We start from the raw sequence: 22345 nt of genomic DNA, 5'->3' as shown, positions 1-22345 counted from the left end.
TCAGGCGATCCCGGCCCCGCCGGTCACGCCCCAGACCTCGCCTGTGACGAAGCTGGCTTCCTGCGAGGCCAGCAGCACATAGACGGGCGCGATCTCGACCGGCTGGCCTGGGCGACCGAAGGCGCTGTGGGCGCCGAATTTCTCCACCTTCTCCTGGGGCTGGCCGCCGCTGGGCTGCAGAACCGTCCAGAAGGGCCCCGGCGCCACGGCGTTCACCCGCACCCCCTTCTCGATCAACTGCTTGGCCAGGGCCTTGGTGTAGGTGACGATCCCGCCCTTGGTGGTGGCGTAGTCCAGCAGGATGTCCGACGGCTCATAGGCCTGGATCGAAGCCGTGGTGATGACCGCCGCGCCCGGAGGCAGATGGGGCGCCGCCGCCTGACACAGCCAGTGCAAAGCGTAGAGGTTGGTCTTCATGGTCGCGTCGAAATCATCGGTCGACACCTCTTCGACATTCTCGCGGAACTGCTGTCGGCCCGCGTTAACGACCAAGATGTCCAAGCCTCCGAAAGCGTCCAGCGTGCGCGCGACCATGGTGGCGTTCCACGCCTCGTCGCGTACGTCCCCGGGCAGAGCCAGCGCCTTGACGCCTTCCGCCTCGATCAGGGCGATCACCTCCCGCGCGTCGGCTTCTTCCGAAGGCAGATAGGAGATCGCCACGTCGGCGCCCTCACGGGCGTAAGCGATGGCGACTGCGCGCCCGATCCCGGAATCCGCGCCGGTGATCAGGGCGCGTCGCCCTTTCAGCCGCCCGTGGCCTTGATAGCTTTTCTCCCCGTGATCCGGCTTGGGCTCCATACTGGCGACCAGGCCTGGCGCAGACTGGGGCTGACGCGGAAACGGCGGGCGCGGATACTGATGACGGGGGTCCTGCATGGTCAGGCGGTCGGACATTGCGGCTCCTCTTAACGACTGAAGGCGTGCCAACCTAAGTCGCACCCGCGGCGAGCGTTCCCCGCCCAGTTCAACTCGCCAGCGTGACGACGACTCTTATCCGTAGCGCCCGAAAATCCAGAAGCGACCGGCGCCATACGGAACAGGGGGCGCGTCTTTTCCTTTCTCTTCGCGACGAAAGGAGTCCCCTCTTGCCCCTCGCGAACAAGGAAAAGCCTCAGATCCTGCGACAGCCGCGCCGCTTGCTGATGGTTATAGGCGCCGTCCTGGCGCTGTTGATCGTCGTGTATCTGGCTACAGCCGCCACCGGCTTTCTTCGCACTCAGACCAAGGTTCCAGATCCGCGCATGACGGGTACGGAGGCGCCCCTGGAGCGCGCCATGTGACGGCGGTTGCGAGCTTGACCGTTTGGAACAGCCCCGCGCCTCGCCGCTTAACGTTCTGTCACAGGGAGGAAAGAATGAACCGACTTCGCACTCGCCTGCCCGCCGCCGCCGTCATGGGAGGCCGTCATGCGCTTCTATGAAGTCGTCGTCGGCAGCGACAGCGGACCCCAGCGGACCCTGCGGGTGGCCTCGCCCACGGACGCACAGGCCGCCGACGCCGCCGCGCCCCTGATGCGGGCGCACGAAGCCATTCTGTCCATTCGAGACGTGCCTGACGATGGGCTGCAGCAGGCCGATGGTCCGCCGCCCAGAACTCAGGCCGAAGAGCTGGCCCCCGGTTCCCCGGGGATGGCCGTTAAATCCTGATCCATCGCAAGGAGGACACTTATGATCAAACAAGCCGTCGCCGTCGTGGCCGTTTCGGCCGCCGCTCTCACCCTGGCGGCCTGCAACCAGCAACAGGGCTCTGACGCCGTCGACAAGGTTCAGGACGCCGTTTCCGAACCGGTGGGTCAGACCTCAGCCGCCACCATGGGCGCCAACATGGTCAGCGCCTATGTTCCGAACGCCGCCATGGGCGACATGTACGAAATCCAGGCCGCCGACATCGCCCTGGAACGGTCGCAGAACGCCCAGGTCAAGGAATTGGCCAAGATGATCAAGGCGGATCATACGGCCGCCGCCACCGCCCTGAAAACCGCCGCCGCGCAGGCCGCGCCTGACACCGCCGTGCCAAGCGCACTGGATCAGCGTCGCCAAGGCCTGATCGATAACCTCCGCTCGGCCGATGCGGCGAATTTCGACAAGACCTATATCGACCAACAGGTCGCCGCCCACGAGGAAGCTGTCACGCTTCATCGCGGTTTTTCGGACAAGACGGACGCCCCGGCGCTTTCTGAACACGCCCGCACCGTCCTGCCCAAGATCGAAGCGCACCTGCAGCGCGCGAAGCAGGTGCAGTCCAGCTTGGCCGGCTGACGTCAAACCCGTCGCGGAAGCAGAGCGTCCGCAGAGGCTCTGTCTAAATGCAGACACGCCGGAACACTCTCACGTATTCGCCGCTTCGAAGATCCCCACTCATTTTTAGGAGACACTCATGGCCGAGAAAACACTGCAGACCCTGTTTCACGACACTCTGCGCGACATCTATTACGCCGAGCGGAAGATCCTGAAGTCTCTGCCCAAGATGGCCCGCGCGGCTCAATCTCCTGAGCTCAAGGCGGCGTTCGAGAAACATCGCGAGCAGACGGAAGGGCAGATCGAACGCCTGCAGCAAGTGTTCGAGATCATCGGCAAGCCCGCCCGCGGCAAGACCTGCGACGCCATCGAGGGCATCTTGGCCGAGGGCGACGAAATCGCCGATGACTACAAGGGCACGGCAGCGCTCGACGCCGGCCTGTTGGCCGCCGCGCAGGCGGTGGAGCATTACGAGATCACCCGCTACGGCACGCTGAAGCGGTGGGCGCAGGTGCTGGGGTTGAAGGACGCCGTCAAACTGCTGGACGAGACTCTCCAGGAGGAAAGCCAGACGGACGAGGACCTGACCGCCATCGCCGACGCCGCGGTCAACGCGGAGGCCATGCAAGCCGCCTGACGGCCGACCGCCCCGCCGCGTCGTCGGCGGGGCGAACCCGGCTTCAGACCGGCAGCTTTTCCAATCGCAGGTAGGAGGGATTGAACTCGGCCGCCTCGGCCAGTCGGTCCCAGGCGAGGATGCGAACCTCGGGGCCGGTCCATTCCAGCCACCCCGCCTCACGCATAACCTTCAGCGTGCGGTTCACATGCACCGCCGACATGCCCAGCAGATTTGCGATCTCCGCCTGAATGATCGGAAAATGGAACGCCCCGTCGCGGGCGAGGCCGACGGTCTGAAGGCGGGCGTAGATTTCACAGACCAGCAGGGCGGCCCGTTCCAACGCCTCCTGACGGCCCAGCGCCAGCAGCCATTCGCGGTGCATGGCGGCGTCCACCACCGTCTCCAGCCACAACAGTCGCGCCAGATGCGGATGCTGCTCGGTCAGGGTTCGCAAACGATTGTGAGGGGCCTCTGCGATAAGACAATCGGTCAGCGCGCGGACGCCGTGATCGACCCGCTTCAGCACGAAGCCATGCAGGTCGATGAAATCTCCGGGAATGTTGATCTGCGTATACTGACGCCGCCCATCGCTCAGGTCGCGATACCTCGCGCAGAACCCGCTGATGACCAAGCTGGAATGCTCGACCAAGGCGTCCTGTGAGACGATGTCGCAGCCCGCCGGCTTCGCCACGACATGGGTCAATACGCTTCGCAAGGCCTCTCGCTCGTCCTCGGCGAGGTCGTCGCGACGCTCCAGCTTCTTCTCCAACAGGCGGCTATGGTCAGGCATGGTATGGCTCCGCTTACGCTTGGCCGATGTGGAACGCTGCGGCGCGGCGAATGTTGCCGCCAAGCTAGGTCGCCTCCGGTTCCATAAAGCCGCAAAGGCGGCAGATCGAACCGCCTGCGGCCGGCCGCATTGAGTTCGCGCCACAGGGGAGTTTGCATTGTGAATAGGACACCAGTCATCGAGCGGGCTTTTGAGCTGGCGCGCAGCGGTCGCTTCCGCATCCCGAGCGAGATCCGCAAGGCTATGATCACCGACCGCTATACCCAAGCTGAGTTGTTCCAGCTGGAAGGCAAGGCCACCTGGCGCCAGCTGCGGACGTTGTGCGCGGATTCCTATTATCGCGCCTCAAGCGGACCTGGCAGGCCTGGAGCACCGCTGAAACTGGCCGACGCTCTCGCGGACACGCGGAGCTTCGGCGACTAACCCATGTAAGCGCGGTCCCTTCGCCACTCATGGCAGGGCTCTCCCTCCAAGGAGGGCCCATGCCTGCAGATTCGGCCGCCACGCCGTCCCCATCCATCCCGCTGAACGGGCGTGCGCGCGCGCATATCGGCGATCATCCGGTGTATCGCGCCTTGCCGCCGGACACGCGGCGGCGCCTGCTCGCGGAAGGGACGGAAATCGAGCTCCGGAGCGATGCGCCTCAGCCCCTGGACAGAGACCATCTCTGGTTTGTGCTCTCGGGCGTACTGGGCGCCTTCCCGGCCGATAGCGAGGTTTGCGTCGCGCAGGTCGTATCCGGCGCCGTCTACGGCTGGGAGCACGCCCTCGGCTTCAGCGGCAGCGCAGCCCAGGTGCGACCGGTGCTGGACGTGCGGGTGTTCCGCGTTCCCGCCACAGCCGCCCGCGAGGCGCTGGGTTATGACTGGCTGGCGCGTTTCGTGGCGCTGCAGGCAGTCCAGCGCCTGACCTTCCTGGAACAGGAAGCCGCCTGCAACGCCTCCCACCGGGTCTCGGAACGCTTGGCGAAATGGCTGCTTCGCCTGCATCTCGGCGGAAACGGCGCACCGCTTCGCCTGAATCAGGCCCAGCTGGCGGCCATGCTTGGCGTCCAGCGCACCAGCATCAATGCGGCGGCGCGCAGCCTGCAGGCGATGGGCGGCGTGCGGTTTACCCGCGGCAAAGCTTCGATTTTCGATGTGCCCAAGCTGACCGCCGGGTCATGTCGTTGCGGCGCGACGCACTGACGAGGGCGGCGACCGGGCGCGGCAAACAACGCCGGCCGGCGCGTCAGGGCTCTGACCAGCCCAGCACGCGTAGGGCCGGATCGGGCTTGTCCGTCTGCGAGAAGACCAGGCTCGCCTTCTTCTCTCCCCGCCCCGGCACATAGTCGAGCGAGGCGCCGGACCGTTCGTCGCCGACCCGGCCCTCGATGTCCACGGCGGCTGCGGCCAGGTCGCCGTGATTGGCGACAACGACGTCGACCACCCACCCGCCGGACGAAGGTCGCACCGCCTCGCTTCTGATCGTCAGCGTCGCCGGCGCCGGAACGGTGAAGGCCGCTCGCGCCAATACAGCCGCTGCGGCGAGCGTGATCAGAAATCCAGCCAAGGCGCAGGCGCGCTGCAGCCGCGACACGCCCCTTCTTCCTGTCTTCTGCTTCTTCTTGTCGGTCACGGCTACACCAGAAGCCGCGCTGCCGCAGCGCCGATCGCCGCCGGAAAAGCGAGGATGATGACATTGGCCATAAGGGCCTGAAGGCCATGGCCGTCCGCTCCTCCGAACACCCACAGCATGGCGAGGCTGGCCAGCAGGCACAGGGCGTAGCCGGGAAGGGTGAAGTCGAAGAACGCCCGGATCGGCGTCTCCGCCTGTTCCTGTCCGGCGAAACCCGCTTCGAAGACGATCAGGTGCAGCAGGACCACCGAGAGAACGAGCACGCCCAGGGCGCCCAGCGGCGACGCCATATAGGCGATCAGCCGCATCTCCTCGGTCGGGGCCAGGTTCAGGGCGAAGTAGAGGGCGCCGACCAGCATCAGGAACAGTTCGCCCGGATAGGATGCCTCATCCTCATCGCCCTCGTCCGGATCGCCCGACAGCTGGCGTCGCGCCGCCAGAGCGCCCAAGGCGGCGGGCGCCGCCTGCAGGGACATCTGCCCTACGGCGGACGCCGGTGAACTGAAATCCAGCACATTGAAGATCATCAGAAGCGCAGCGGCGGTGACGAAGCCCACCGCCAGTGCCACCAGGGTGTCCAGCGCAGTGTTGACCAGACCGCGGCGCGCCGAAAACCCGGCATAGTGCGCCAGCCCGAACAGCACTGGCAGGGCCGCCAGCAGAAAGACGAGACGCCGCTCCGGTTCCGCAGAGAAACCGAGCGCCCACATCTCCATCGTCATAAGCAGCGGCAGGCTGAACAGCAGGGCGCCGCCGAAGGCTCGGCCCAGATCGCGGAGGTAGGCGCTGTCTTCGGCCCTGGCGGCGTCCTGGATCGTCGTCATGACCATGCAACGCCGCCGTCCGGTTTCGGCTCCCGCGCGGATCGCGCCCTCGCCTCACTCGAGGCGACTGCGGGCTGGCGGAGGGTCGCATGGAAGCGGTTCGCGCTGCTCGCCCCTACCGCGACGCAGCGTTGATGCTTGACTGGAAGCGAACGGAACGTCTCGCCGCGCATTCCTTTTGCCGATGGAGGATCACATGGCTGCTCGCCCGACCTGGCAAGGACATCTGAAGCTGTCGCTCGTCACCTGCCCGGTGGCGCTCTACACCGCGACTAGCAGCGCCTCCGACGTGCGCTTCCACCTGATCAACCCCGACACCCACAACCGCATCCGCATGGTGCCGACCGATCCCGACGCGGGGCCGGTGGAACGCAGCCATCTGGTCCGCGGCTATGAGGTGTCCAAGGACGAATACGTCCTGTTCGACGACGCTGACTTCGACAAGGTGCGGCTCGACAGCACCAAGACCATTTCCATCGACAAGTTCGTCGACGAGTCCGACATCGACCGCCTCTACTGGGACGACCCCTTCTTCGTCGTCCCGGAAAAGGGCGCGGGCGTCGAAGCCTTCGCCGTGATCCGCGACGCCATGCAGAAGCAGGGCAAGGTGGCGCTGGGCCAGTTGGTGCTGCGCGGCAAGGAGCGCCAGCTGGCGCTGGAGGTGCGCGGCAAGGGCCTGGTGGCCTACACCCTGCGCGCCCATGACGAGGTGCGTGACGCCGACGACTATTTCGACGACATTCCCAAGGTGAAGGCCGACGCGGACATGGTCGAGATCGCCGCCCGCATCATCGCCCAGAAGGAAGCCGACTTCGACCCGACCGCCTTCAAGGATCGCTACGACGACGCCCTGCGCGAGATGATCAAGGCCAAGACCAAGGGCGGCAAGGGTCTGGTCGACGTGGCCGAGCCGGACGACACCAACGTCATCGACCTGATGGCGGCGCTGAAGAACAGCCTGAAAGGCTCGGCCGGCGGCGCTCGCAAGCCGGCGGCCAAGAAGCCCGCCTCCAAATCGACCTCCAAGTCGGCGCCGCGCAAGAAGACCGCCTGACGGTCAGTCCACGCCCATCTTGCGCAGGGCGGGTCTCAGGCTGACGGCGCTGTCGCGGAAGCCCGACCAGGCGTCGGGTCGTTGCAGCAGTTCGGGCCAGACCCACAGATTGTAGTCGGCCGGGTTCAGCCCCGGCGTCACCTGATCCCACGACAGCGGAAAAGCGATCCCCGCGCCTGGCCGGGCGCGGGGCGACCAGGGCGCCACGGCGGTCGCCATCCGGCCGTTGCGCAGATAGTCGATGAAGATCTTTCCGCCCCGCGCCTTCTTGGCCAGGGTCGTGGTGAAACGGTCCGGCGCCTCGGCCTTGATCGCCTCGGAAACGGCCTTGGCGAAGCCCTTGTTCTGATCCCAGGTGACGCGCGAGCGTCCGTCGGCGCGGATCGGCACGACGAGGTGCAGCCCCTTGCCGCCCGTCGTCTTGACGAAGGGGTTGAGCCCCAGCGCCTCCAGCTTGGCTCTGACCACCAGAGCGGCGGCGATCACGTCGTCGAAGTCCAGTCCCTCGTCGGGGTCCAGATCGAAAGTGATCTGATCGGGCGTTTCCGGATCGCCGGGTTTGCAGCCCCAAGGGTGCAGTTCCAGTCCACCGGACTGGGCCACCGCCGCCAGACCGCCGACATCAACCACAGCGACATAGGGGGTGCGCGCCTTGACGTCGATCAGCTTCAGCCGGGGGTTGGACCCGGCCATGGCGTGACGCTGGAAGAAGGTCTCGCCCTCTATGCCGTCGGGGGCGCGGATGATCGAGACGGGCCGGTCCGCCACATGAGCCAGAAGCCGCTCGGCCGCCGCCTCGTAATAGCGCGCCAGGTCGGCCTTGGTGATGGGCGGTCGACCGTCCGAGCCCGGCCACAGCACCTTGTCGGGGCTGGAGATGGCCACGCCCGCCACCGAGACCTTGCCGTTCTTTCGCGGGACCTGCGGCGCGGCCGGCGCTTGCGGCGCGTCCGTGACGTCCTCGGCCGTCTTGTCGTCGCGCAGCCCCTTGAACGCCGCGTGCCGTAAGGCGCCGGATTCAGTGTAGCCGCCGTGTTCGATCTCGGCGACCAGCCTTGGCTTCACCCAGTGGATGTCCTTTCCCCCCTTGGGCGCGCCGGGACCGACGAAGGGGCTCTTGTCCGCCGCCTCGGCCTTCAGTGCGGGCATGAGCAGCCGCGTCGCCGTCTCGCCGAAACCCGTGCCGACCCGGCCGAGGTATTTCATGCCGCCCTTCTCGCGCACCCCGACCAGCAGCGAGCGGAACCGGCTGCCGCCTTCGGACGACCAGCCGCCGATGACGACCTCATCGCGGCCCCGGCATTTGGACTTCACCCAGCTTGACGACCGGCCCGCGTGATAGGGCGCATCCAGCTTCTTGGAGATCACGCCTTCCAGATGCATCCGGCAGGCGCTTTCCAGCACCGCCTGCCCCGTCGAGGCGAAATGCTCGACATAGCGAAGACGCGCGGCCTTCTTCGCGCCCAGCCGGTCGATGTAGGCCTGCAGCCGCGCCTTGCGGTGCGACAGGGGCAGCTTGCGCAGATCCTCCGCCCCCTCGAACAACAGGTCGAAGGCGAAGTAGACGAGCCGGTCCGTCTCTCCCTCGGATATCGCCGCCTGAAGCGCGCTGAAGTCCGGCATGTGATCATCGTCGAGCGCGCACAGCTCGCCGTCGATCACCGCATCGGGCCAGCCCGCCGCATCCGTCGCCAACTCGGGAAACCGGTCGCTCCAGTCCAGACCCTTGCGGGTTCTCAGCACCGCCTGACCGCCGCCGATACCGATCTGCAGCCGATAGCCGTCGAACTTGATCTCATGCGCCCAGCCCGCCGCAGAGGGCGGATGATCGACAGTCTTGCAAAGCTGGATCGGGACGAAGGCGGGGGGCCGCTTCGCCTTGGACGTCGCCTTGGACGGCGCAGGCTTGGGCGGCGCCTTGCGGCGGGTCGGCTTGGACGACGTCCATTGCGCGTCGCCCTCGGCGATCTGGGCCAGCGAGCGCCCGGTCGTCACCGACGCGTCGATCTGCGCCAGGGCGTCGCCTTCGCCGGCGACGGCATGTTCATCCTTCTCCTTCAGGAGCAGCCAGTTGTTGCGCTTGGACGGCTTGCCCCGATCGCTCTTCAGCCGGATCAACGCCCATTTCCCCTTCAGCCGCTCGCCGTGCAAGATCATCTTGATCTGGCCGCGCGCCCAGGCCGCCTCCAGGTGCGCCTCCTGCGGCTCCCAACTGCCGACGTCCCACAGTTGCACCGTCCCGGCCCCGTAATTGCCCGCCGGAATCGTCCCCTCGAAGTCGCCGTAATCTAGCGGATGGTCCTCGACCTCGACCGCCAGGCGTTTGATCGCCGGATCACGCGACGGGGCCTTGGTCACCGCCCAGGACTTCAGCACCCCATCCGCCTCGATGCGGAAGTCGTAGTGGAGCCTCGTGGCCGCATGGCGCTGGATCACGAAACGCCGCGCGTCCTTTTCGCCTGCGCGTTGAGCGCCCTTCGGTTCGGGCGTCTGCTCGAACCGCCGCTTGGCCTGATAGGTCTTCAGTTCGCCGCGCATGAAAAACTAACCCGCCCAAGGCGAAACCGTTGCCTGACAGGCCCATGAGCGATGCCTGCATAGGCGAACGTGACGGCGTCATTAGGAAGGGGCCCGGCGCGCCGCGCGCTACCGTTCGGGCAATGTTGAGAATTCACGTCACGCGGCGAGTGCGCCAGCCTCTACCGAGCGCGCACGCTCCGTCGCCAGCGCCCCCCCCGGTCAAGCTGCCGGCAACGAGAACAGCATCGATGTGCAAAGACCAACACGCCTGAACCGAACCAGGAGAGGCTAGGTCAAGCGCACCGCTGCGGCCAGAACATCCATGGGCAGGGGCCCGGAGGCCAGGACGAAATCATTGTACCGGCGCAGGTCGAAGCGCGCCCCAAGGCGGCGCCTTGCCTCCTCACGCGAGGCGGCGATCTGCTGTTTGCCGACCATGAAGCTGCAGGCCTGGCCCGGATAGACGCAGTAGCGGTCGATCTCGCGCTCAGCGGCGTCGCGATGCTCGCCCGCGTGGGTCACCATCCAGTCGATCGCCTGCTCCCGCGTCCAGCGCGCATGGTGGATGCCGGTGTCGACGACCACGCGGCAGGCCCGGAAAAGCTGCCCTTGCAGATAGCCGATCCGGCCGACCGGGTCGCCCTCATAGGCGCCGATTTCGTCGGCCAACTGCTCGGCGTAAAGCGCCCAGCCTTCCGTCCAGGCCGAGAAACGGACCGTCCGCCGGAACAGCGACAGCTCGCCCGCCTCCCGAAGGACGCTGTCCTGGAAATGGTGCCCCGGCACGCCTTCGTGGTGCAGCAGGGTCGGAATGCGCCACAGGGCGTTTTCCTCGACCGAGCGCAGGTTGATGTAGATGATCGACGGCTGGGCGGGATCGCTGCTGGCGCTGTAGAACCCGCCGGGCGCGCCGTTCTGGATGGCGGGCGAGACGCGGCGCACCTCGACGGGCCGATCCGGGGTCACGGTGAACCCGCGCGACAGCAGGCCCTTGACGCGGTTCAGCCGCTGGTTGGCGTAATCGATGATTTCCTGACGCCCGGCTTCCGTATCCGGCTTGAGGAAGCGCGGATCACGATCCAGAGCGGCCATGCGCGCGCCGACTTCCCCTTGCGTCAGACCCTCGGCTCTCAGCAGCCGATCGATTTCGGCCGAGAGTTCGGCGACCCATGACAGGCCCAGCTGATGCAGTTCGCCCGGCGCGTAGCTGGCGGTGGTGTTGGAATGAAGCGCAGAGGCGTAATAGGCCTCGCCGTCCGGCTTGGCCCAGACGCCGGCGCGGGCGTCGGCGCGGGGCTGCAAGGCGGCCAGGGCTTCGCTCTGGCGCTGTAGCGCGGGCCGGATCCGCTCGACGAAGATCGCCGCCGCGCGCGTGTCCAAACTGGCGATTCCAGCTTCGTGCGCACGCTCCAGCGCGGGCGCCGTCAGCGCATTGCCCGTCGGCGAGGCATCCCGCAAAGCTGCGATCTGGGCCAGGGTCTTGGCGAGAATGAAGTCGGGCGGGATGACGCCGAGTCCCGCGTCGTGGCCGATCTGTTCGGTCTCCTGATCCAGGGCGACGGCGAACTGGTTCAGCTTGTCGAGATAGGGGTCGGCGTCGGCCGTGTTCTTCATCGGCGAGCGACCGCCGATGCCGTCCGGCAGCCAGTAGTAGGCGCCGTTCATCTGGCTGACCACATAGGGGCTGGGCCGCAGATTGATGTCCGAGAAGCCGTAACGGCCGTACTGGTCAGCCATCGCCTCATAGACGAAGCGGGCCGTGTCATAGTCCAGAGCTGCAGCGGCCGAGAGCGCCGCGCGGTTCACCGCGCCCAGTTCCGCCAGTCGCTGGGCCGTCGCCTGTCCGTGGCGAGCGCGGGCCGCCAGCGAATAATCGGCCAGACGGTCGCCGCCTCCCTCCTCGGCGCGCAGGGCCTGGGCGTGGCGTTCGAGCATGGCGGCCAGACGGGCGTCGTCGGCCCCCCCGCCCATCGCCGCGCCCATCGCCGCGCCGGGCGAAACGGTCGAAGCGGCGCCCGTAGCGCAGGCCGCCAGAGGAGAAGCCATGCCGAGCGCCGCAGCGCCGACCAGGAGATCACGACGACGCATCAGGCGGCGCTCCATTGCTGAACAAGGGCGTCCAGGACTTCCATCGGCAAGGGGCCGGAACGCAGTACAAGATCGTTATAGTCGCCCAGGCGGAAACGACCGCCCATGACCTGTTTCGCCGCCTCGCGAGAGGCGACGATCTGTTGCTTGCCGACCATGAAGCAGCAGGCCTGCCCGGGGTAGACGCAGTAGCGGTTCACTTCGCGCTCGGTCGGTCCGCGCAGTTCGCCGACGGTGTCGACCATATAGGCGACGGCCTGCTCGCGATCCCAGCGCTCGTGGTGCAGGCCGGTGTCGACCACCACGCGACCGGCGCGCCAGAGCTGCGCCTGCAGATAGCCGATCCGGCCGTAGGGGTCGGCCTCATAGGCGCCGATCTCGTCCGACATGGCTTCGGCGTAGAGGGCCCAGCCTTCGGTCCACGCGGAGAAGCGCGCCGCGCGCCGGAAGGCCGACAGGCCGCCGACCTTGTCCAGCACCGCAGCCTGAGAGTGGTGGCCCGGCACGCCCTCATGGTGGATCAGGGTCGGCAGGCGCCAGGACGGCAGATCGCTGGGCGTCTTCAGGTTCAGCAGCACCCCGCCCGGCGCCCCGCCCGACGGCCCGTTGTAGAAAGCGACCGGAGAGCTGTCCTCGGTGGCCGTCGACATGCGGCGAACCTCGACCGGCGTATCGACCAGATGAGTAAAGGCCCGCGACGCCCGCGCCCGCGACGCCGCCAGATAGGCTTCGGCCTGACGATGCACCTCGGCCCGCCCGGCGTCGGTGTTCGGCTGAAGGAAACGCGGATCGACGTTCAGGGCGGCGATGCGTTCGCCGACCGAGCCCTTTGTCATCCCCAGTCGTTTCAGATCGGCGTCGATCTCGGCCGACAGAGCCGCCACCCACTCCAGGCCCTGACGATGCAACTCGCCCGGCGCCCGCTGGATCGTAATGTTGGCGTACAGCGACGAGGCGTAGAGCGCCTCGCCGTCCGGCTGCGCCCAGACCCCCGCCTTGTCCGACGCGCGCCCGACAAGGGCGTCCAGGGCCAGCGCCTGACGGTCCAGCGCGGGGGCGACGATCTGGCGGAACAGCACCGCCCCTTCCTCGCCCAGGGCTTCGTCGGCGCGGTACGCCGGGGCCAGGACGGGGTTGGCCTGCGGCGCGCTGTCGCGCAGAGCCCTGACCTGCGCCGCTGTCATCGCCAGAATGAAGTCCGGCGGAATGACGCCCTGCGCGGCGTCGTGGACGATGCGTTCGCTCTCCTGTTCGATGCCGCGCGCCAGGGCGGCGACGCCGTCCAGATAGACCTCTCGACCCTTGATCGCCCGCGCGCCGATACGCGGCGGCGACCAGTAGTAGGCGCCGTTCATCTGACTGACGACATAGGGGCTGGGCCGCAGATCCAGGTCCACCGTCCCCGGCCGCGCCAGATGATCGTCCAGAACGCCGTAGACGAAGGCCGCCGTATCCCGGTCGATGCGGGCTGCGGGCGACAGGGCCGCGCGATCGACGCCCTGAAGCTCGGCGACCCTTTGCGTGTTCTCAGCCCTGAAACGGGCGCGTCCGGCGACGGAGCGGTCGCCCAGCGGATCCGCCTCGCTGCCTCCGTCGAACGCCTGAAGGGAGCGGGCGTGCCGTTCCAACAACGCCGCCAGCCGACCGTCGGCGCTGTCGAAAGCCGCGGCCGCGGGCGCCGCCGCCAGGGCGGCCGTCCCAGCCGCCGCCGTCAGCATCTGCCGTCTGTTCATGCCCTGCTCCCCTTCAGTCCCGCCCGCTTAGGCGGCGGCGGCCAGCCAGCGGTCGATCTTGGCTTCCAGCACGTCCAGCGGCAGGGCGCCGGTGTCCAGCACCTGATCGTGGAAATGGCGGATGTCGAACCGGTCGCCCAGCTTTCGGGTCGCCCGGCCGCGCAGTTCCTGAAGCTTCAGCTCGCCCACCTTATAGGCGCAGGCCTGACCGGCGTTGGTGATGTAGCGGTCGATTTCGACCACCACGTCGCGCTGCGCCATCGAGGTGTTGGCCAGCATGTAGTCGATGGCCTGCTGGCGGTCCCAACGCAGGGCGTGAAGGCCGGTGTCGACCACCAGACGCACGGCGCGCAGCATCTCCATGTCGAGATGGCCGAACCACTGATAAGGGTCGGTGAACAGGCCCAGGTCCTTGCCCAGAGACTCCGCATAGAGGCCCCAGCCTTCGGTATAGGCGGTCGCGGGCGCCAGGCGGAAACGCAGCAGATCCGGCAGGCTTTCGTCTTCCTGCACCAGCGACGACTGATAGTGGTGCCCCGGCACGCCTTCGTGCAGCGCCAGGGTCTCCAGCGTCGGGATCGGCCGCGTGTTCAGCATCGCCATGTTGAAATACAGCACGCCAGGCTCGGAGGCGTCCGGCGGGCCCGAGCGATAATAGCCCGTGCCGCGTTGGTCCCCCAGCGCGGGCAGCGGACGGACCTCGAACTCAGCGCGCGGGCGGCGCGAGAACAGTTCAGGCATCCGTTGCCAGACCTTGGCCTCGATCCGCTCGAAGTGGTCGATCAAGTCCTTCGGCTCGGTGTAGTAGAAGCTCGGCTCGGTGCGGATGTGTTCGAAGAAGGCGGGCAGATCGCCGGTGAAGCCCGCCGCCTTGCGCGACTCCTCCATCTCGGCGCGGATACGCGCCACTTCCGACACGCCGAGACGGTGAATTTCTTCCGCGCTCATGGTGGTCGTGGTGTGGCGCACCAGATCCGCCGCATAGACGCGCGCGCCGTCCTTCATTGCCCACAGGCCCGCGCCGTCGGTCGCGGTCGGCAGATACCGCTCGCGCAGGAAGACGCGCCATTGGTCATAGGCCGGATAGGCGCCGTCCTGGACCGCCTTGCGATAGGCCGTCTCCAGTCGCGTGCGGTCGGCCGCCCCGATCGCGTCGGGAAAGCGCGTCGCCGGGGCATAGAGGGGATTGTCCTCGACCGGCAGGGCCAGGAAGGCCTCGACCTGCGCCAGGACGTTGGTCACCACGATCTTCGGCTGGTGATAGCCTTCGGCCATCCCCTGCTCCAGACGCTTCACCGTGTCGTTCATGAAGGCGGTGAAGCCTTCAAGCTGGGCCAGACCCAGCTCATAGTCCTGAACCGACTTGAACTGGGCGCTGGTCATATAGTCGGGGAATTCGACATGCAGGCCGAACGAGGCGTTCAGCGGCGCCTTGTTGCGGATCGCATGCAGGCCGCTGTCGATCTCTTCGACCGCCTTTTCCGCTTGATAGCGGAAGACGTCATAGGCGATCTGATCGCCCTCAGGCAGGGACGCACGGTCGATGGCCGACAGGGCGTTCAGCTCCGCCCGCTTCTGGGCGCCGAACTGCCGGGCGTAGGCCTCGCCCTGAGGGTCGATGAAGACGTCGCCGGTCGGGCGCTGCCCCCGTCGCGCCAGGCGCAGCGGATTCAGGGCGTCGTCCGCCTTTTGGCTCTCCTTGACCAGGGCCGCGAACCGCTCACGCGCATCCGTCTGGCGCCATGCCGCCGCAGCGGGCGATGCGGCGGCGATGCTGAGCGCCGCCGCACCGGCCACGCCCAGAAGCAGTTCACGTCTTCTCATACTCGGTTCCCTCAACTCATACGTCCCGCTCAGAATTCAAAGCGCGACGACGACGGCCTCAGGAGGATGGCCGAACCGTCGCCGCCGCGCCTGATCGGGGTCAGAACTTAGCCGTCAGACCCACGAAGTAGCGCCGTCCCAGGATGTCGTAGGTCGAGGGATCGGTGTTGGCCTGGATGCCCGGCGACCAGGTGCGCGGGTCCTGGTCGGTCAGGTTGTTCACGCCCGCGCGCAGGACGACGCGGTCGCTCACTTCCCAGGTGCCCAGCAGATCGAAGTAGTTGATCGCGTCCAGCTTGTTATCGGTGCGGTAGATATCCACCTCGCCGACCCGCCGCCAGCGAGCGCCCACGCCATAAGGCCCCTTGGAATAGTTGACCGAGGTCAGGAACTTCCATTCCGGGAAGGTGAAGCCGTTGGTGGAGTCGATGGTGCCTGCGCGCTCGTTGAACGGACCGCCCGCAGCATCCTGACGCTGCCAGCTATCCATCCAGCCGACCACGAAGTTCAGGTTCAGGACGCCCCAGTCGGGCATGCCGGCGTCCATCAGGTCGAAGCCCCAGTCGACCTGAAGGTCGACGCCAGAGGTCTTCAGCGTGGCCAGGTTCTGCTGCAAGCCCAGGCTGTCCACCACATTGCCCGTCATGGCGTCGCGGCGGAACAGCTGGCAGTAGCCGTTGTTGGCGTCATAGCTGGTGTTGGTCACGCCCGTGGCGTTGAAGCAGCCCTGAAGCTGGTTCGCCGCCGTGATGGTGCCGACCACGTCGGTGATCTCAATGCTGTAGTAGTCGAGCGAGGTCGACAGGCGCGAGAACAGCGGGTTTTCCAGTTGCGGACGATAGACGAAGCCCAGCGTCCAGGTGTCCGCCGTCTCTTCCTTCAGGTTGCGGTTGCCGCCGACGAAGCCCTGAATCTGAGTGCTGTTGAAGACATAGCTGTCGACAGCGGCCGCCGACAGGCCCTGGGCGATGCAGAGGTCGCGGACCTTGGCCCCATCGGGTCCCTTGCGGTAGGCGCCGCGGATGTCGCACGGGTCGCCGCCATAAACGGCCTGGCCTGCGGCGTTCACCGGGCTGCCGATCTGCGGCGAGCTGATGTCGCGGTTGCCGAACAGTTCGCCGATGGAGGGCGCACGCACGGCGCGCTGGACGCCGCCGCGAACACGTAGACCATCGACAACGGCCCAGTCGATGTCCGCCTTATAGGCCGAAACCCCGCCGACAGTGCTGTAATCGGCGTAGCGGTAGCCCAGGTTCAGATCCAGCGACTGGACGAACGGCTGATCGGCCAGGACCGGGATCAGGGCTTCGATGAAGACTTCGGTCGAGTTGGTCGAGCCGGTCAGGGGCTGAACCGGGTTGAAGCCGGCGACTTCCACGCCGCCGATCTTGCCGCCGTCAGGCAGGCCGTCCGCGCCCAGGTGGTCGACGATCGGATTGCTCTGCGACAGGCCGGCGTCCGGACGGAAGGCGAAGGTGTCTTCGCGATACTGAGCGCCCAGGGCGACGCGGACTTCGCCGGCCGGCAGTTGGAACAGACCGCCCTGCATGGTCGCCTCGACGACGCTCTGCTCGCTGAGGGTCGCGTTCTTGCTGTTGCGGTTGATGTAGTTGATGCAGCTCTGCGACAGTTGCGTCAGGCCGAAGGGGTTGAAGCCGCCTTCGCACAGATTGGCGCCGCCGGCCGGATCATCCAGCAGACGCTGAACGGCGGAACGCGAGACGTTGCCCGACTGCTGCGTCTGGTTGTCGACGCGGCCGTACTGGGCGCTGACATCATAGCGCCAGTCGCCGAACGGCAGAGCGCCGCGCACGCCGGTCGTCACCTGATAGACCGTGGTGCTGTCCTCGGCCAGGCGGCCGCCGATGGCGTTGAAGCGCTTGTTCAGACCGAAGGAGGCCGTCGGATTCGGACGCGCGTCCAGGAAGGCGCGCAGGTCGGGCGAGATGAACGGGTTGGTCGTCGGCACGCGGAAACCGTACGTCGGCGACGGCCCCGGCATCGGCGTCGGCGCCAGGATCACGTCCGAGCTGTACTGGGTGTACAGGACGTTGCCGTACAGCTCGACCGAGTCCGTCAGATCATAGCGGACCGCCGAGAAGGCGTTCCAGCGCTCCAGCGGAATGCTGAGCATGCCGGTCGCGCCGGTATTGTAGGCCCAGGCCACGCCCGGCTGGTGATAGGCGTCCCATTCGGCGCCGCCGGGGCTCTTGAAGTTGTAGGCGCCGACGTGGCTGAACAGCGAACCGTCGGTGTTGTAGCCGAACTCGCCGGTCGGAGTGACGCAGCTGGCGCAGTTCAGATAGCTGTTGATGAAGGCCTGGCTCGGCAGGTTGGTCGAGTCGAAGGTCGTGACGCCCAGCGGCGAGACGCTGTTGCGGCCCGAAACACGCGAGAAGCCGCGCGCATTGCTCATGATCGCCGAACGGGTCGAACGGCCGATCGACAGCACCGCATTGCCGCGACCGTCGTCCAGGTTGCCGCCCATCGTGATGGTGAAGCTCTCGGTCGTGCCGTCGCCGCGTTCCGTCTGACCGTACTGGGCGTCGATCTGAACGCCGGAGAAGCTGTCGTTCAGGGTGAAGTTGGCCACGCCGGCCAGGGCGTCCGAGCCATAGGTGGCCGAGGCGCCGCCCGAGATGACTTCGACGTTCTTGATCAGGGCCGCCGGGATCAGGTTGACGTCGACCGTGCCGTCCGCGTTCGACGGCACGATACGGCGACCGTTCATCAGAACGAGGGTCCGGTTGCTGCCCAGACCGCGCAGGTTCAGGTTCGCCTGACCGCCATTGCCCGGGTTGACCGAGCCGTGGCTGTTGCCGGGCATGAACTGCGGCATGTCGTTCATCAGGCTTTCGACCGTCACCGATCCCGTCGCCTGCAGGTCTTCCTGGCCGACAGTTACGATGGGGCTGGTCGAATTATAGTCCTTGCGGACAATCCGCGAACCCGTGACGACGATCTCGCTGACCGAGGTGGGTTCGTCCTGAACCATGGCGGCGGCAGGCTGGGCGGCGAAGGCCGTCAGGGCGGCGACACCGCCGATAACAGTGGATGTCAGCAAACACTGACGCGTGTTGGGAGAAGTCAACGAAGGAACTCCAAGGGAATTTAGCGTGAAGGAATGAGCGATCAGGCGCGCGCGGACGCGGCCTTAATCGCGGAACTGGGCGATGGCCTCGATCTCGACGAGGAAGTCCGGCAGGGCCAGGGACTGCACCCCGACCACCGTGTTGGGCGCCGGCGTCTCGTCGCCGTAAAAGCGCTTCAGGGCGCCGACCACGGCGCCGAGGCGCTCCATGTCGTTATCGACGATGTAGGTCCGCAGCCGCACGACATCCGACGGACACAGACCGGAATGTGCGAGCACCGCCGCGATGTTGGCGAGCGCCTTGTCGACCTGGGCGGCGAAGTCGCCGACGCCCACGACATTGCAATCGGCGTCCCAGGCGACCTGGCCGGCGAGATGCAACACCCTGCCCCCGTCCTGAACGGCCGCATGAGAGAAGCCGAAAGGCGTGCTGTCGTAGAGCTCTGATGGATTGATTTTCGTGGTCGCCATGTCGCCCTCCCGGCTAGTCGACGAGTTCGAGCTGCAGCCCGAAAGGATCCTGGATGTAGAGGTTGGTCTTGCCCGCCAGCGGCCCGGCGTCGATCTCGATGGGGTCCAGCGGCTTGCAGCCCCGCTCCTCCAGCCAAGCGGCGGCGGCGGGAACGTCATCGACCCGGAATGCGATGTGATGCCCGCCGATGTCGCAGTTGAGCGGCGGCTCCATCCGTCGCCCATCCGGGCTGTCGTATTGCACCAGCTGGACGCGGGCGCCGCCCGTAAAGGCGATCATCGCCAGGGTCAGACGCGCGCCCCGGACGCCCACGTGGGCCTCCATCCAGTCGCGCCCATCCGGGCCCGTCGGCATCTCGGCCGCGTCCATCGGACCCATGCGGTAAAGCTCGTCCGCCCCCAGAACGCCGCAGTAGAACGCCAGCGCCTGATCGAGGTCAGGCACGGTCCTGGACACATGGTCCACCGTGAACAAGGGCCTCCCCTCATCGCGAGTATTTCCGGCCACGCTCCCCTCCATTGCAACGTGTTCCGACTTTTGATGAAGACAGTTTTGTGGCGTTCTGCCGCCGCAAACAATGACTGCTTTTGGAAAAATCGTTGCGTTGAACGCAATCAACGAGCGGCGAGATCGCCGACTCTGACAGGCCTTGCAGGAAAGCGCGCCGTGAACGCTGAGCGTTCGGAATGCGGCTCTCCGGCCAGGCTCAAAAGGCTATGCTCGCAGTTTCGGCCCTGGCACGCGCCCATGCCGCATCGGGTCGCCAGCTTGACGGAACCGACCTCGTCGCAGCGCGCCAGCGCGGCCTGCAGATCGCCCAGAACCACATCCTCGCAGCGGCAGATGATCGTGTCCGCATCAGGCAGGCGGGCGCTGAACGGCCCCGGGTCGGCGACGGCCTCGAGCAGGGCCGAAAACCGCATCGCCGCCTCGCGCGCCTTGCGCCAGGGCCGGGCGCGACGACGCGCTTCATCCTGATCGATAAGGCCCTCGTCCAGGGCGACCGCCAGACCGGCCAGAGCGCCTTCGGCCGACGCCGCTTCGGCGCCCTTCACGCCTGTGGTCTCGCCCGCGACATAGGCGCCCCGGCGCGAGGCCCGCATCCATTCGTCGTGGCTCATCTTCCAGCCCCCGGGTCTGGCGGGCGTCACCTGCAGGCCCGCCGCGCGCGGAAGGTCCGCCTGGGGCATGAAGCCGAAACAGAGGGCGGCCGCATCGCAGTCGAACCGCTCCGTCTCGCTCAGACGCAGGGCGGCGACCCTGCCCTGCCCCTCCACGCTCAGCGCCGCTCGGCCGAAACGCAGGGGGACGCCCGCCCTGAGAAGGCGCCAGGCGCTGCCGAGCGCCGAGAGCAGAACGGGCCAATGCGTCAGGGCCGTCCAGGGTCGGGCGAGGGCGCGCCGCACGAGCGTCGAGAAGGGTTGGATGAAGGCGACCACGGCCACCTCGCCGCCCGCCTCCAGAGCCTGCTCCGCCACAAGCAGTTGCAGCGGGTGGCTGCCCGCGAAGGCCAGACGTTTGCCGGGGACCAGTTGCTGACTCTTGATGAAGGCCTGCGTACCGCCCGCGCTCATGACGCCCGGCAGGGTCCAGCCGGGGATGGGCGCGGCAAGATCGTAGCAGCCGCCGGCGATCAGCACCCGGCGCGCCGAAACCTCTTCGACGCCCGAGGCGCCGGACAGGGTCAGCGTCCACGCGCCGCCCGCCTCGCGCAGGCCAAGCACCGAGCGCCCGCCCATGAAGTCGACGTTCGATAAGGCCTCAAAGGCGGCCAGCCGCGCCTTCAGTCCGCGATAGGCCCCGCCCCTCATCCAGTCGGCGACCGAAAACGCGCGCGGCGGCTGACGCAGAATCTGGCCGCCCGGCCGCGCCTGTTCGTCGATGACGGCGATCCGCAAGGCCCCGTTGAGGCTCAGGCACGCCGCCTGCCCCGCCGGTCCTGCGCCGATTACGGCCAGGTCGTAATCTGGGGTCGCGCTACCGAGGGACGAACTCATTCGCCGATCCCCGTCTCGACCGTCATTCCGGGTTCAGCCGGAACCAGGCAGGCGCGAAGGCGTCGCGAAACGTCGCCGTCCCGCACATGGACCAGGCATTCGCCGCAGACGCCCATGTTGCAGAACAGGCCGCGCGCGCGCGCCGATCGATCGCGTCGAAACCCCACCGCATCAGCGGCCAGCATGGCCGCCGCAATGGTCTCTCCCGGATAGGCCCGGATCATGTCGCCGTCGACGCTGAAGGCGAAGGGCGCCCCGCGCGACACGCCTTCGGTCTTACGCAAGCCGACCTCCCATGAAGCTGTTGAGGTGGCCGAAGCGCGCCGGAGAGAAGATCGACAGGCGATCCTCGCGCTCATCCAGGATCAGTCTGGCGAGAAGACGGGCGAACACCGGCCCCAGGGTGAAGGCCGAACCGCCCGCCGCCACATAGACGCCCGGCGCCTGAGGCACTTCGCCGACCAACGGGCTCTGATCCGCAGTGATGGCGGTGATCCCGGTCCAGCTGCGGATCAGATTGAGCTCGGCGACCGGCGGAAAGATCCGCGACGCGACCCCCAGATTGCCCGCAAGCGAGGGCGTCAGCAGTTCCGCCGGCCGATCCAGGTCGAACCGACCCGTGGCGTCCAGCCGCATACGAGACGGCCACCCCCCGCCGATCAGCATGTTTCCGGCGTGCGCCTGCTTCATCGACAGCCTTTGACCGACGTGCTGGATCAACTGCTCCAGCATGGGCGGCGCGCGCTCCGTCACATTCATCAGCAGCGCGACCGGATAGATGGGAAGATGCAGGTTGAACAGTTCGCCGATCCGACCGGTCCAGGCGCCCGCCGCGATCAGCACCTTGCGGGTCGCAAGTTCGATGTCCGCCTCGCCGCGGCGCACGGTCAGCCGATAGCCCTGCGCATCTGAACCGACAGCCGTCAGGCGCGCGCCCTGCAGCAGTTGGACGCCCGCCGTCTGGGCGCGCGTCATGAAGGCCGGCGTCAGGGCCTTCGGGTCTGCATGGCCTTCCGAGGCGAGATAGGCCGCCGCCGTCACGGCTTCGGACAGGCCCGGCGCAATGCTTCGCGCTTCGGGGCCGTCGATCAGCCGGGTGTCCAGACCGCCCTCGACCTCGCGGGCGACCTTGCGCTCCAGCGTGCGGACCTGGTCCGCCGTCTCGGCGACCATCAGGCCCCCGCGCATGTGGATATGAAGATCCGGACCCATTTCGGCGTCCAGCCCCTGCCACTCCTCGATCGCGAGGCGGTTGAGGCTCAAGACCTGCGCGGCCTGATCAGCCAGCGCCTCGCCGTTCTCCAGAAAGCGGCGCTCCAGCTGAAAATGCAGAGACCCCGCATTGGCGCCGGACGCGCCGACATTAGGATAGCCCGCCTCCGCGACGGCCACCGAGGCCCCGGCCTGGGCGAGCCTGAACGCCGTAGCGGCGCCGACCAGGCCGCCGCCGATCACCACGACGTCCAGACGCTCCATCGA

The 22345-nt window shown here is 67.2% G+C and carries 21 protein-coding genes; 7 read left to right on the top strand and 14 right to left on the bottom strand.

Annotated features, from left to right (window positions below):
- Entirely contained in the window at positions 1 to 894 is an 894-nt protein-coding gene (locus ACLBV5_RS06180) for an SDR family oxidoreductase (protein ID WP_303683790.1), read from the bottom strand.
- A gap of 191 nt (positions 895 to 1085) precedes the next feature.
- On the opposite strand from ACLBV5_RS06180, the gene ACLBV5_RS06175 reads away from it, so the two are divergent.
- The 4 genes from ACLBV5_RS06175 (at position 1086) to ACLBV5_RS06160 (ending at position 2874) form a co-directional block, all read left to right on the top strand.
- Positions 1086 to 1280 carry a hypothetical protein gene (locus ACLBV5_RS06175; RefSeq protein ID WP_134581387.1) on the top strand — a complete coding sequence of 65 codons (195 nt, stop codon included), beginning with the start codon at positions 1086 to 1088 and terminating at the stop codon, positions 1278 to 1280.
- 126 nt (positions 1281 to 1406) lie between these two features.
- A complete protein-coding gene (locus tag ACLBV5_RS06170; RefSeq protein ID WP_447605124.1) occupies positions 1407 to 1646 on the top strand; it encodes a hypothetical protein in 240 nt (79 codons plus the stop codon).
- Between the two features lie 21 nt (positions 1647 to 1667).
- Positions 1668 to 2258: a DUF4142 domain-containing protein gene (locus tag ACLBV5_RS06165; RefSeq protein WP_029972582.1), complete on the top strand. Its 591-nt coding sequence runs from the start codon at positions 1668 to 1670 to the stop codon at positions 2256 to 2258.
- A 118-nt stretch (positions 2259 to 2376) separates the two neighbouring features.
- Entirely contained in the window at positions 2377 to 2874 is a 498-nt protein-coding gene (locus tag ACLBV5_RS06160; RefSeq protein ID WP_134581389.1) for a YciE/YciF ferroxidase family protein, read from the top strand.
- Between the two features lie 43 nt (positions 2875 to 2917).
- Here the strand turns inward: ACLBV5_RS06160 and ACLBV5_RS06155 are convergent, their stop codons facing one another.
- Positions 2918 to 3646 (bottom strand): Crp/Fnr family transcriptional regulator, encoded by a 729-nt coding sequence (locus ACLBV5_RS06155; protein WP_134581390.1) that lies wholly within the window; start codon positions 3644 to 3646, stop codon positions 2918 to 2920.
- Between the two features lie 159 nt (positions 3647 to 3805).
- On the opposite strand from ACLBV5_RS06155, the gene ACLBV5_RS06150 reads away from it, so the two are divergent.
- Both ACLBV5_RS06150 and ACLBV5_RS06145 read left to right on the top strand, forming a co-directional pair.
- Positions 3806 to 4069 (top strand): hypothetical protein, encoded by a 264-nt coding sequence (locus tag ACLBV5_RS06150; RefSeq protein WP_145915883.1) that lies wholly within the window; start codon positions 3806 to 3808, stop codon positions 4067 to 4069.
- Positions 4070 to 4128: 59 nt separating this feature from the next.
- The gene (locus ACLBV5_RS06145) at positions 4129 to 4833 is read left to right on the top strand and encodes a Crp/Fnr family transcriptional regulator (RefSeq protein ID WP_447605123.1); all 705 of its coding nucleotides are present in this window, start codon (positions 4129 to 4131) and stop codon (positions 4831 to 4833) included.
- A 43-nt stretch (positions 4834 to 4876) separates the two neighbouring features.
- Here the strand turns inward: ACLBV5_RS06145 and ACLBV5_RS06140 are convergent, their stop codons facing one another.
- A complete protein-coding gene (locus tag ACLBV5_RS06140; RefSeq protein WP_029972583.1) occupies positions 4877 to 5263 on the bottom strand; it encodes a hypothetical protein in 387 nt (128 codons plus the stop codon).
- A 2-nt stretch (positions 5264 to 5265) separates the two neighbouring features.
- A complete protein-coding gene (locus ACLBV5_RS06135) occupies positions 5266 to 6093 on the bottom strand; it encodes a TIGR02587 family membrane protein (protein WP_447605122.1) in 828 nt (275 codons plus the stop codon).
- A gap of 190 nt (positions 6094 to 6283) precedes the next feature.
- Between ACLBV5_RS06135 and ku the strand changes: the two genes are divergently transcribed.
- The gene (gene ku / locus ACLBV5_RS06130; RefSeq protein ID WP_278069422.1) at positions 6284 to 7141 is read left to right on the top strand and encodes a non-homologous end joining protein Ku; all 858 of its coding nucleotides are present in this window, start codon (positions 6284 to 6286) and stop codon (positions 7139 to 7141) included.
- A gap of 3 nt (positions 7142 to 7144) precedes the next feature.
- On the opposite strand, the gene ligD is transcribed toward ku, so the two are convergent.
- The 10 genes from ligD to ACLBV5_RS06080 form a co-directional block, all read right to left on the bottom strand.
- Complete coding sequence (gene ligD, locus ACLBV5_RS06125; protein ID WP_447605121.1) at positions 7145 to 9679, bottom strand: DNA ligase D; 2535 nt, start codon at positions 9677 to 9679, stop codon at positions 7145 to 7147.
- A gap of 270 nt (positions 9680 to 9949) precedes the next feature.
- Positions 9950 to 11749 (bottom strand): DUF885 domain-containing protein, encoded by a 1800-nt coding sequence (locus ACLBV5_RS06120; protein ID WP_447605120.1) that lies wholly within the window; start codon positions 11747 to 11749, stop codon positions 9950 to 9952.
- Positions 11749 to 13482, bottom strand: coding sequence for a DUF885 domain-containing protein (locus ACLBV5_RS06115; RefSeq protein ID WP_447605119.1), 1734 nt, complete (start codon positions 13480 to 13482; stop codon positions 11749 to 11751). Before ACLBV5_RS06115 ends, ACLBV5_RS06120 begins: the two co-directional genes overlap by 1 nt.
- Positions 13483 to 13509: 27 nt before the next feature.
- Positions 13510 to 15306: a DUF885 domain-containing protein gene (locus ACLBV5_RS06110; protein WP_447605118.1), complete on the bottom strand. Its 1797-nt coding sequence runs from the start codon at positions 15304 to 15306 to the stop codon at positions 13510 to 13512.
- 100 nt (positions 15307 to 15406) lie between these two features.
- Complete coding sequence (locus ACLBV5_RS06105) at positions 15407 to 18370, bottom strand: TonB-dependent receptor domain-containing protein (RefSeq protein ID WP_447605117.1); 2964 nt, start codon at positions 18368 to 18370, stop codon at positions 15407 to 15409.
- Between the two features lie 90 nt (positions 18371 to 18460).
- Positions 18461 to 18868 (bottom strand): RidA family protein, encoded by a 408-nt coding sequence (locus ACLBV5_RS06100; protein WP_447605116.1) that lies wholly within the window; start codon positions 18866 to 18868, stop codon positions 18461 to 18463.
- Positions 18869 to 18881: 13 nt separating this feature from the next.
- A complete protein-coding gene (locus tag ACLBV5_RS06095; protein WP_447605115.1) occupies positions 18882 to 19376 on the bottom strand; it encodes a VOC family protein in 495 nt (164 codons plus the stop codon).
- A gap of 107 nt (positions 19377 to 19483) precedes the next feature.
- A complete protein-coding gene (locus ACLBV5_RS06090) occupies positions 19484 to 20866 on the bottom strand; it encodes an FAD-dependent oxidoreductase (protein WP_447605114.1) in 1383 nt (460 codons plus the stop codon).
- A complete protein-coding gene (locus tag ACLBV5_RS06085) occupies positions 20863 to 21150 on the bottom strand; it encodes a 2Fe-2S iron-sulfur cluster-binding protein (protein WP_447605113.1) in 288 nt (95 codons plus the stop codon). The genes ACLBV5_RS06090 and ACLBV5_RS06085 overlap by 4 nt, the downstream gene beginning before the upstream one ends.
- Positions 21143 to 22342 (bottom strand): NAD(P)/FAD-dependent oxidoreductase, encoded by a 1200-nt coding sequence (locus ACLBV5_RS06080; RefSeq protein WP_447605112.1) that lies wholly within the window; start codon positions 22340 to 22342, stop codon positions 21143 to 21145. The genes ACLBV5_RS06085 and ACLBV5_RS06080 overlap by 8 nt, the downstream gene beginning before the upstream one ends.
- Positions 22343 to 22345: the final 3 nt, after the last annotated feature.

This window comes from Brevundimonas sp. M1A4_2e (assembly GCF_053345555.1).
Note: the sequence above shows the minus strand (reverse complement) of the source record. Positions and strands in the feature narration are given on the sequence as shown.